At 73.3% G+C, this 10,444-nt stretch carries 9 protein-coding genes; 1 reads left to right on the top strand and 8 read right to left on the bottom strand.

Going from position 1 to position 10,444, the window contains the following annotated elements; all coding sequences use genetic code 11:
• Positions 1 to 285: 285 nt before the first annotated feature.
• The 5 genes from H9640_RS15975 to H9640_RS15955 form a co-directional block, all read right to left on the bottom strand.
• On the bottom strand, positions 286 to 813 hold the full coding sequence (locus H9640_RS15975) for a hypothetical protein (RefSeq protein ID WP_191791759.1): 528 nt from the start codon (positions 811 to 813) through the stop codon (positions 286 to 288).
• Positions 810 to 1,286 carry an LpqN/LpqT family lipoprotein gene (locus H9640_RS19770; RefSeq protein ID WP_191791758.1) on the bottom strand — a complete coding sequence of 159 codons (477 nt, stop codon included), beginning with the start codon at positions 1,284 to 1,286 and terminating at the stop codon, positions 810 to 812. The genes H9640_RS15975 and H9640_RS19770 overlap by 4 nt, the downstream gene beginning before the upstream one ends.
• Before the next feature lie 79 nt (positions 1,287 to 1,365).
• Positions 1,366 to 2,214 carry a hypothetical protein gene (locus H9640_RS19765; protein ID WP_191791757.1) on the bottom strand — a complete coding sequence of 283 codons (849 nt, stop codon included), beginning with the start codon at positions 2,212 to 2,214 and terminating at the stop codon, positions 1,366 to 1,368.
• Entirely contained in the window at positions 2,193 to 3,608 is a 1,416-nt protein-coding gene (locus H9640_RS15960) for a hypothetical protein (protein WP_191791756.1), read from the bottom strand. Before H9640_RS15960 ends, H9640_RS19765 begins: the two co-directional genes overlap by 22 nt.
• The gene (locus tag H9640_RS15955) at positions 3,605 to 3,907 is read right to left on the bottom strand and encodes a hypothetical protein (RefSeq protein ID WP_191791755.1); all 303 of its coding nucleotides are present in this window, start codon (positions 3,905 to 3,907) and stop codon (positions 3,605 to 3,607) included. The genes H9640_RS15960 and H9640_RS15955 overlap by 4 nt, the downstream gene beginning before the upstream one ends.
• Before the next feature lie 124 nt (positions 3,908 to 4,031).
• On the opposite strand from H9640_RS15955, the gene H9640_RS15950 reads away from it, so the two are divergent.
• Complete coding sequence (locus H9640_RS15950) at positions 4,032 to 4,988, top strand: hypothetical protein (RefSeq protein ID WP_191791754.1); 957 nt, start codon at positions 4,032 to 4,034, stop codon at positions 4,986 to 4,988.
• A gap of 18 nt (positions 4,989 to 5,006) precedes the next feature.
• Here H9640_RS15950 and H9640_RS15945 read toward each other — a convergent pair whose 3' ends face one another.
• From H9640_RS15945 to H9640_RS15935, 3 genes are all read right to left on the bottom strand, one after another.
• Complete coding sequence (locus tag H9640_RS15945; protein ID WP_191791753.1) at positions 5,007 to 5,552, bottom strand: hypothetical protein; 546 nt, start codon at positions 5,550 to 5,552, stop codon at positions 5,007 to 5,009.
• Positions 5,549 to 5,845, bottom strand: coding sequence for a WXG100 family type VII secretion target (locus H9640_RS15940; protein WP_030151988.1), 297 nt, complete (start codon positions 5,843 to 5,845; stop codon positions 5,549 to 5,551). Before H9640_RS15940 ends, H9640_RS15945 begins: the two co-directional genes overlap by 4 nt.
• A 107-nt stretch (positions 5,846 to 5,952) precedes the next feature.
• On the bottom strand, positions 5,953 to 10,410 hold the full coding sequence (locus H9640_RS15935) for an FtsK/SpoIIIE domain-containing protein (protein WP_191791752.1): 4,458 nt from the start codon (positions 10,408 to 10,410) through the stop codon (positions 5,953 to 5,955).
• Between the last annotated feature and the right edge of the window lie 34 nt (positions 10,411 to 10,444).

Genomic DNA, 10,444 nt, shown 5'->3' with positions numbered 1-10,444 from the left:
CAGCGCCAACAATGGCGACACGCAACGGACGAGAGCTGCTCACAGGAAAGAACGCCTTCCGGTCGAGGAGGGGAGGTCGGCCCGCAGGAGGTGGGCGGACCGGTCACGCGGGCTGTCCGGGTGAGTCCGCGGCCGCCAACGGGAGAACCACTCGATTGTACGACTGAGGTGAACCTTCACACTGCCAGCGAATCTCGCCTAGTGGAATGGCGTCTCATGATCCGGCCGAATGTTACGGCGCGGGCGGGGCGGGCGGCGGTCAGAGGCAGCCTCCGCTCGTGAGCCTCACCTCTCGAAGAGGCGCACGAAACGGTTGTCGACGCGAGGCCGCCAGCCGAGAGACCGGAGCGTCGAGAAGACCGGGACCTTGATGGTCGACGGGCTCGCCGACACGGCGGCGAGGTGCGCGACCTCGTAGGCCCGGTCCCCCGACGAGGTCACGCGCTGCGCGACCACCAGGCTTCCCGACCGTGTACCGAAGGTCTTGCCGCGGTGGGCGTCCCAGCGCGCCTCGGCGTGGACACCGACCGGCGAGGCGGCCACGCTCCTGCGCGACCTCCCGCTGATCTCCGTGAACCGGTAGACCGCGCGTCGGGCGTCGAGCCGCACCACGAGCCGGTACGACCTGGTCGCCTTCCCCGCCCCGAGCAACGAGCGCCACCGGGCCTCCCAGCCCGTCCAGGTCAGCGTGACCTGGGCGCCGTGCTTCCACTCCTCGACCGATGCCGAGTACGGCAGGTCGCCGGAGCCGAGACCCAGCAGGGCCGCGACCACGTCGTCGAGCGGTGCGGCGTCCGCCACCGCGCCGGTCACAGGGCGATGCTCAGGCTGTCCTGGATCGCACGGATCTCCGGCAGCGTGCTCGGCATCTGTGCCCCCGTGCACGACCCCGTCACCTGCACCAGGTCCTTGACGGGCCCGCGGTCGACGAGCACGATCCGCACCGCCTGGACGAGCGCGCCGAGAGTCGGCTCCGCGAAGATCCCCTCGATACGGAACCCGGCGTGCCCCTGGACGTCGATCTCCGAGCGCCCGAGCTCCTTGTACTGCGGAAGCGCGGTCAGCCGCGCGACGACCTCGCCGATCGCCTGGTCGAGCGTGTGCTCGGCCCGGACCCGGTTGAGGACCGTGATGACGTTGGCGCGAAACTCCCCACCGGCGGCGTCCTTCGCCAACGCGAGCGGCAGGCCCACCTCAGGGAGCGGCTGCCAGCCGTACGGCTGGTCGAGGCTCACACCGGGGTAGGCGGGGAACTGCTCGCTCGGGAACTGCAGGGTCGACGGCACGGTCACTCCTCTTCGGGGTCCACGGGGCCCGGACAGTCTAGGCGGCGACGCGTCCTGACGGCCCGGGCCTCGCGGGACGTCAGGACGCCGCGCCCTCGCCGGCGTCCTGCCGCAGCCCGCCGCGGGCCCGCCCCCCCCCCCCCCCCGCCGCGACCTCGCCGGCGTCCTGCAGCAGCCCGACGAGGGCACGCCACACGTCACCCGGGCTCCGCCGTTCCAGGACGACGGGCGTCGCGGGATCCGGGACGTCGAGCCCGAACGGCTCCGCGGGCGCGACGCGCTCCCACAGGCCGAGCGGCCCCGCGTCGACGACCGCGAGCGCGCGGACCGTGGACCCGCCGGGCGCATGGACCGTCACGCGCCACGTGAGCCTGGCGGCGTCGAGGACGTCGGCGGCGCCGCCCAGCGCCTCCTCCGGGTCGGCCGTGCCGTCGGACGCACCCAGCGCGCCGACCGTCGTGGTGAGGACGTCGGGCAGGGAGCCGCCCCCGGTGGCGCCGTCCCGCCCGAGCCCGACCGTCGTGGCGATCCACGGCACGACCATCCCGACGTCGACCGGGAGGTACTCGGCCTGCGCGGTCCCCGGCCAGCCAGAGCGCGCCCAGCACACGGCCACGCCGCCGACCGAGGCGAAGGCGAGGCCGTGGTAGACGATCCCGTCGTCGCTGCTCGTCTCGACGTCGACGAGGAGCGAGCTCCCCGCCAGCGCCTGGGCGAGCTCGCCGGCCGCCGGGTCGACCGCGTCGTCGGCGCCGAGCACGCCCGCCTCGCGCAGCGCGTCGACGGCGGCGTCGAGCCCTTCCTCCACCACGCCCTCCTGGGCCAGCTGGCCCAGGACAGCGAGGTGGTCGGGGAAGAGCAGGAAGCGCCGACGACGACGATCCATCGCCGCGGGCAGCCCTTCGGTCAGTCGAACGGGTTGAGCCACGAGCCGAACTCCTTTGCCTTCTCGACGCCGGCGTCCACCGCGTCGCCCACGACCTCGGTCGTGGCGTTCCATCCGTCAGCGACCATCTCCGCGCCGTTCGCGGCGAGGTCCTCGATCTCGTCCCAGTGGGCGATGATCTCGGTCGTGCCATAGATCGCTCCCGTGATGACGGCAGCGCCGATCGTCACGGGGTTGGGGGCGATCATCGCAGCCGTGAGGCTGACGTTGAAACCGAGCTCCGCGACGTCCGCGACGTAGTCGATGCCGTTCTCCTGGAACGCATCGATCGGGTTGCCCTGGGAGGCCACGTTCACGAGGCTCATGCCTGTCGCGCCGACGGCACCGACCACGCCCAGGCCGCGCAGGACGCCCGAGGCCTTCGCGCCTGCGCTGAGGCCTGCGCGCAGAGCACCGGTGTCAGCGGCCGCGGCAGCCGCTCGACCTGCTGCCCACGGCGTCATCCCACCGGCCGTCCCCGTCACCCCGGACGTGCCGAACATGACTCGTCCGAAGGCGTTGAGCCCGTTGAACGTGTTCGCCCCGACACCGGCCCCGAGGCCCAGGCGGAGCCCGAGAGCGTCGAGCCGCGGGCTCAGAGCCTTGACGATCAGGCTCGAGACCGAGTTCTGGGTCAGCATCTTGTCCCTGGCCCAGTGCATCCACAGCGCCGCGCCGTACTTCGCCGTGTAGAAGCCGGAGTAGGCGACCCCGCCTGCCGCCGTCGCCGCCCACACCGTCGAGCCGAGAGTCCCCTCGTGCCCGGCCATGCCGGGAAGCATGCTCAGACCGTTGGCGACGATGCCGTTGACGTAGTCCTCGAACGACTCCCGGTGCCCCCGCACCAGCACCGAACGGGTGTCCTCGAGCGCACGGCGGCACGCGAGCGCCGCGGCCTCGAGCGTCTCCCGAGCCCGGTCCGCCGCAGCGGTCTGCGCCTGGAACGCCACCTGCGCGTCCCAGATCGCTGCCTGGCGCTGCTGGCCGGTGTAGAAGGCCATGTCGGGGCTAGCCGTCGTGTCGATCGTCCGCAGCGCGGAGCCGCACGACGCGGCAGCGTCGTCGGCGAACCCTTGTGCCGTGGCGACGGTCGTGCGCGCCGTCTCGAGCGCGTCGGCATAGGTCCGCAGCGCGCCGGCTCCCGTGCTCATTGCCCCCTGCACGTTCTCCACGAGCAGCGCGACGCCCTCGACGGCGACGGGCGCCGCCTCGCCGGCGACCCCGACCCAGTCGTCGCCGAGCGCACGGGCTCGGGCTCGCAGTGCCCGCAGCGCGTCGCCGAGGCCGTCGTGCACCGTTTCGAGGCCGCGGGCGGCGGTACGCAGCCCCTCCGGGTCACCTTCGACCGGGGCGAGCCGGGGAGCGGACGGCGCCGGCGTGTCGACGAAGTAGGTCATCGGAGCTCCCTCGCACCGTTGGCCAGCACCTGGTCCTGCTCCGCATAGGCCGCCGCAGCGTCGCCGAACTGCGTCGCGAGCTCACCCAGCGCCACCGCCAGGGCGCCGAGACCGGCACCCCAGTAGTCTCCGAACTCGCTCGCGCCCGCAACGACGTGCGGGTGGCCACCTGCTGCCGAGGCAGCTGCTGCCTGCTGAGCGATGTCGCCTGCCAGGTCCCCCAGCGTCCCCGCGGTGGTTCCGAGCGAGATCGCTGCCGCATCGATCGCCTCGGTGTCGACGCGAAGCGTCATCGTCATGTCCTCTCGTCCGCACGGCTCTCCACCGCGCGTGGCCATGCTGCCAGATGCTGCCGATGCTTCACCATGGGGACAACTCCCCACACGCGCTGTCGCGGCAGCCACCGACGGTAGCCTGACTCCCGTGACGCACCACGACGAGAACGGCGGCGCGCTCCCGCAGCCGCAGGGCGACGCCCGGGAGACCTCCGCCGAGACTGCGACGGACGCCGCCGACGCCGCTCGTCGACCTGACGCGCGGCGGGTCCCACGGCTCGACGCGCTCGTGCCGGGGTCCTTGCTCGACCGGGGCCGCGCGGCGCTCGCCGGGGTCGAGTCGGCCCGCGCGAACGTCGAGGCCACCGGTGCGAGCATGCGCGGCCTCGGTCGACGGCTGCGCGCACCGGGCGCGCTCTTCGGGCCGCCGGCACCCGCGGTCGGCGTCCCTGCCGCGCCCGAGCAACCTCTGCACCGCAGCCAGGCCGAGGTCGCCGCGCTCCTCCCCCGCTCGTTCGAGGTCGCCGTGCCCGAGGCGCGGGGGGACGTCGGCCAACGGGGGTGGACCGGGCGAGTCTTCCTGGTCGGTGGGCACTCACCGGGATACCTGGTCCGCCGCTGTCCTCGCGCTCCGCTCGGCACGGGGGAGATCGCCTCCGGCCTCCTGGAGCTGGCGGTGGAAGGGCTCGTCGGCCAGCACACCGGCGGCAGCGACGACCCTCACACCGTCGAGCTGCTCGACCCCGAGGGGCACGTGCTCCTGCGCAGCACGCCCCTCGTCCCTCGTCGCCACGACAGGACCCTGCGCGAGGTGTCGCTCGCGGACGGGACCCCGGTCGCAGCCGTCGTGGGGGGCTCACGAAGGGCCCACCATCGTGAGGTCGTGCCCCGCGGCGCGCTCCGCGGCGCCCCCGTGCTCACGGACCTTCTCGACCTCTACCCCGGCCGGGACAACGCCGCGCGTGTCTGGCGCGGCCTCGACGAGCTCGCGTCGATCCGCACGGAGGACCGTCAGCGCATGCTCACCGTCCGCGACCTCACCGCCGACGACGAGGCTCTGCTCGTCTGGGCAGCGGCGCTCTGCTGGTGGGGTGCCGGCACCTGACCGTCGACCCGTCGTCGTTCAGACCGTCGCGCCGGCCGCCCCGGCGAGGCAGACCTGCAGGGCAGCGACGACCTGCTGGGGCTTGCTGCACTGCACGCGGATCCAGCTTCCGTCCGTGAGGCGCAGCAGCAGGAGCCCTGCACCCAGGGTGGGGGCATAGGCCCCGCCGGCAAGCTTGCCCCCGGCGACGGTCGTGCCGTCCGGCAGACGTTCGCCCTCGTGGAGCAGGCCATGGGCTGCGACGTGCGCGACCACGCTCGGGTCGATCGTGGCGGCGGGGAAGTGGTCCCGGCCGGCCCGCAGACCCGTCTGGTCCACGACGATCTTCTGGTACCGCCGGGTGGAGTACACCGTCACCAGCACGACCGCCCCGACGATCACGCCGATCATGGGCCACACGAGCGCGTCCCACCAGCCCCTGACCACGGTGTCGACGAGGAACGCGACGGCCGTCGGCACCGCGACCCACGTCGCCGCGCGGCCGTACCCGCCGCCCGACTCCCGGTACGGCAGGACGGCCGCCCTGACGTCGGGGCGGCCGTCCGAGGGTCCCGCAGTCGTCACCGGGCGATCGCGGAGCCGAGACGCGCGTCGAGCTCCTCCATCGAGTCCGCGGCGCGCGCGAGGAACGTGTGCATCTCGACGAGCCCCTCGACCGCGTTCTTCGCGCCGAGGTTGAACTGGTCGTAGGAGGCCATGAACTGCGTCGAGGCCTGGTCCGTCACGAAGCCGGACGAGACGAGCGCCGTGACCTGCTTCATCAGATCCGCGAGGATCTCGTCGAGGTGCCCCTTGCCGATCTCCAGACGGCCCGCTGCGTCCCGCATCTCGCTGTAGGTGACGTTGACGTTCGCCATGTCGATTCCCGCTCTCTTGATCCATCGTCGGCCTCGCGGCCCGTTGTCGTCGCAACCGTACCGAAGGTGCGGTCGCATGGGTATGGGGAGAACTCCCCACGCGCGCGTCAGCCCATCGGGACCTGTACCCGGGTGGTGCTGCCGCGCGCGATGTAGTAGCCCCGGCCAGGGGGGAACTCCGCACGGGAGACCCTGGGCAGGGAGGTCTTGAGCAACGAGTCGCCCTCGAGCGCCTCGGGCTGCAGCAGCAGCCCGCGGCGGCCGTTCTTCATCTCGGCGAGCAAGGGCCACGGCGAGCCCCACCGGGAGGACTCGGCCTCCGCGACCACGAGGCACGAGCCTCGCTGGGCCGCCTTCATGAGCGCGACGAGCGGTGCGTCCGCCGGTGACTGCAGGTACTCGTCGACCCCCTCGACGAAGACGGCGACGGGTCCGGCCGCCAGGTCCTCGGCGACGTCCTGGGCGAGGGCCACGACCTCGTCGACGCTCCGCGCGACCCGGTCCCAGGGCGCAGCGGACACCAGCGAGGACCCGGGGTGCGCCGCGAGGACGATCCGGGTCTTCGGGGCCGCGCGGACCAGGGACCTCGCGAGCGCCGCGAGCGCCGTCGTCCGACCGCTGCCGACGGGCCCCGACACGAGGAACGTCCCCTCGGGTGCCCAGCCGAGGGCGTCGAGCGTCTCGTCGCCGATCCCCAGCACGGGCTGCCCGTCGACCTCGTCCGGCAGCACGTCGGCCGTGTACTCCTGCGGCAGGGCGCCGATCCTCGGTGCCTGGAGCACCCCGGCCTTGCGCATCGAGTCGCCCAGCCGCACGCAGGAACGCGCCTGCTCGGCGGCAGAGGTCGTCCCGCCGATGACCGCGACCTGGGTCTCCGCACCGTCGACCACCGCGCGGCCCGGCGGCGACGATGGGGTGAGCACGTCGCCGGGGACGTCGAGCAGCCCGTACCCGTCGTCGGAGAGCCGGAGTACGACGTTGCGCTGCACGGCCGAGCGGACCGCGGTCGGCACGGCGCCCGCACGGTCGGCCGTGAGGGCCACGTGGATGCCGAGCTGGCGTCCCTCGGCGAGCACGTCACGGAACACGTCGAACCACACGGCCCGGCCCGCGCCCTGCTCGAAGTCGTCGCGGAACGCGCCGAAGCCGTCGACGAGCAGGAGGATGCGCGGCACGTCCGTGCGGCCCGTGAGCGCGCGGTACTCGGTGACGCTCGACGCGGAGGCCTCCGCGAAGAGCGGGCCACGGCGGTCGAGCTCGGCGCGCAGCATGCGCAGCAGGCGGACCACGCGCTCGACGTCGTCGCCCATGATCACGGACCCGACGTGAGGCAGGGACTCGAGCATCCGCAGGCTGCCGCCCGCGAAGTCGAGGCCGTAGACCTGGACCGCCCCGCCCCGGGGCGTGATCCCCGCCGCGATGCCCAGCGTGCGCAGCGTGGTGCTCTTGCCCGCACCGCCCGTGCCGTACACGGCGAGGTGGCCGTCGGTGTCCGGGCGGAAGTACGTCGGCCGTTGGGCCTGCACCTCGGGCAGGTCGGCGACGCCGATCAACAGCTCGGTGTCGGTGCGCTGACGCAGGCGGGCGAGGTCGTAGACCCCGGCGAGCGAGTCGAGCCACGGGCGGCGCGGGCTCGGGATCTCGGCGTGCCTGCTCGCGGCCCCGATGCACGCCACGAGGCGCTGCTGGTCGTTGGGGCCGAGGTCCGTCTCCTCGGGCACGACCGCGGGCTGCGGCGCGTCCCAGCGGATCTCGCCGCCGAACCGCAGGGCCGCGACCTCGATGCGCAGCGGCTGCGCCTCGTCCGAGGTCCAGCCGCCGGCGTAGGCCGACTGGAACGGGCGCACCCTACCGGGGCCCGTCTTGGCCAGCCCGCGCCCCGGGAGCCCGGGATCGAAGTGGGCCGCCTCGGGGGTCCCGACGACGTCGGACGAGTCGGACTCGTCGGCCATGCGCAGGGCGACGCGAAGGTTCGTGTTCGCCCGCAGGTTGTCGCGGATGACGCCCGCCGGGCGCTGGGTCGCCATGATGAGGTGGATCCCGAGCGAGCGCCCTCGCTGCGCGATGTCGACCACGCCGTCCACGAAGTCGGGCACGTCGGAGACGAGCGCCGCGAACTCGTCGATGACGATCACCAGGGCCGGCGGAGCGTCGGGGTCGCCCCGCTTCTCGAGCTCGAGGATGTCCTTGGCCTTCTTGCGGTTGAACAGGTGCTCGCGGTGGTGGAGCTCGGCCCGCAGGCTCGTCAGGGCACGCCGCACGAGGTGCTGCGACAGGTCGGTCACGAGGCCCACGCAGTGCGGGAGCTGGACGCAGTCCGCGAACGCGGAGCCGCCCTTGTAGTCCACGAACAGGAACGTGACCCGGTCGGGGCTGTACTCGGCAGCCATGCCCAGCACCCACGCCTGGAGGAACTCGCTCTTGCCCGAGCCGGTCGTCCCGCCCACGAGGGCGTGCGGGCCGTGCGTGCGCAGGTCGAGCTGCATGGCCTCCGACCCGGCCGAGCCGACGAGCGCCCGCAGCCCCCCTGCGCGACGTCGCCTCGGGACGGCCCCCGGCGTCCGGTCGGTGATCGAGAGGTTCTGGTTCCACCGGTCGATCACGGCCTCGCCGGACGTCGCCATGTCGGGGCCGAGCAGCGTCAGCAGGGACACGGTGCGCGGCAGGTCGCTCGCGTCCTCGTCGACGACCCCCGCGTCGAACACCGGTGCCATGCGACGGCCGTACTCGACCGCGGCGGCCGCGTCGACCGTCTCGAGCACGACGTCGTCGACGGACAGGCCGAGCCGGACCATGCCCACCGAGGTGCGGTCGGGACCGACCTCGACGTAGGTGCGGCACGCGGCGGGCAGTCCCCGGACGCTGTCGGCGACCCACACGGGGAACACCCCCGCGTCGGGCCCCGTCTCCGCGAGCTGGGCGAGACGTGCACGGTCCACGTCGACCTCGGAGGACACGAGGACGACGACCGCGGGCAGCGGCGAGCTCGTCCCCTCGACGGGTCCGCCTCCGCCCTCCCCGACGCTCGCACCCCGCTCGAGGGCGGCGTCGCGGGTCCGGGCCGCGCCTCGACGCGTGGCGCGCTGGCTCTTGAGCCGGGTCCGGATCAGCTCCTCGAGCTGGGCCAGGAGCACGGCGCCGCTGCTGGCGCTGTCGGCGAGGTGGTTGCCCTCGATCGGGCTCGTCGAGGCCGACGTGTGCGGCATCCACTTGAGCCACTCGAGCGAGCGCGACCACGTCGGTGTCACGAGGGAGCAGACCACGAGGTCGGTGGGCGAGTGCAGCACCGTGAGCTGGACGAGCACGGAGTTGACCACGGGCTCCACGAGGTTCTTGGCCCCGGCCAGCCCCAGCGCACCGGCGTCGTGCAGGTTCTCGACCACGGGCACGCCCGAGACGAGCTCGTGCCGATCGACCAGCTCGTCGAGACGCCCCTGGAGCTCGGGGACCATCTCACCGCGCCCCGGCGTCTCGATCTCGTTGCGCGAGGGCATCGAGCCGAGCCCGAGCCGCACGTTGAGGAAGGACCAGTGCTCGGGGCGGCGCGTCCACAGCAGCGGCCCGCGACGCAGCCCCTCGGCCAGCGTGAGCGGCGTCGCCGGTGCCTCCTGGAGCCTCGCCGACCGCTCGGCGACCTCTTCGTCGCGCAGCGCGGCCCGCAGGCCCTCGAGCCGCTCGTCGAACCTCTTGACGTCGCGCTCCAGACGACGACGGCGCCGCTGGCGCTCGGTCACGTAGCTGCCGACGAGCATGAGCGGGCTCATGAGGATGAACAGGAGCGCGGTCGGGCGCTGCGTGACGAAGAACATCAGGAGGCCCATCACCACCGGCGCGACGAGGGCCAGCGCCGGGAAGGTCTGGGGCTCCTCCTCACGGTTGGCGCTGGGCGCCGTGAACTTCTCCCCGGCGTAGCGCGGCTCGACCTTGGGCGAGCGGTTGAACGGGACGGGCCCCGCGACCGGACCGCCCGCAGCGCTGCCGAGCGGGTCGACCACGACGACGGTGTCCCCGAGCACGAGGGTCTGCTGCCGGTCGACGCGCAGCCGGGTGACCAGACCGCCGTCGACGACGATGCCGTTGGCCGAGCCCAGGTCGACGACCTCGGTACGGTCGGACACGTCGATCCGAGCGTGCTTCTTCGAGACGAGGGGGTCGGACAGCACGAGGTCGCACCCCGGTTCGCGTCCCACGACGTAGCGCCCCGCGACGAGGTCGCGCTGCAGCCCGGCGTCCGGCCCGGCCACGACCCGCACACGGGCCAGCACGTTCTGGACGTCCTGCATCGTGCTGGCGGCGCGGGCGGCGTCGAGAAGATGCACGACGGCCCCGGAACCGAGCCACGCCTCCGCGATCGGGACGTCGGGGTCGAGGACGACCGACTGCTCCTGCCCGGGGAGCTGGGCGCGCAGGGTGAGCGGGGGGACGTCGACGAGCGACCCCATGTTCCGGGGGTCGCGCACTGCGACGGCGCGGGCGACGTCGCCGACCGTGCTGCCGGCGTCGGCCGTGACGACGATGTCGTCGCTCGTGCCGTCGTGGCGCACGAGAGTCATCTTGAGACGCACAGGGACGTGTCCTTCGTAGCAGGTGCGTGGACGG

The organism is Oerskovia gallyi, assembly GCF_014836745.1.
In the GTDB taxonomy this organism is placed as follows: Bacteria; Actinomycetota; Actinomycetes; order Actinomycetales; family Cellulomonadaceae; genus Oerskovia; species Oerskovia paurometabola.
This window is presented reverse-complemented; position numbering and strand designations above follow the sequence as displayed.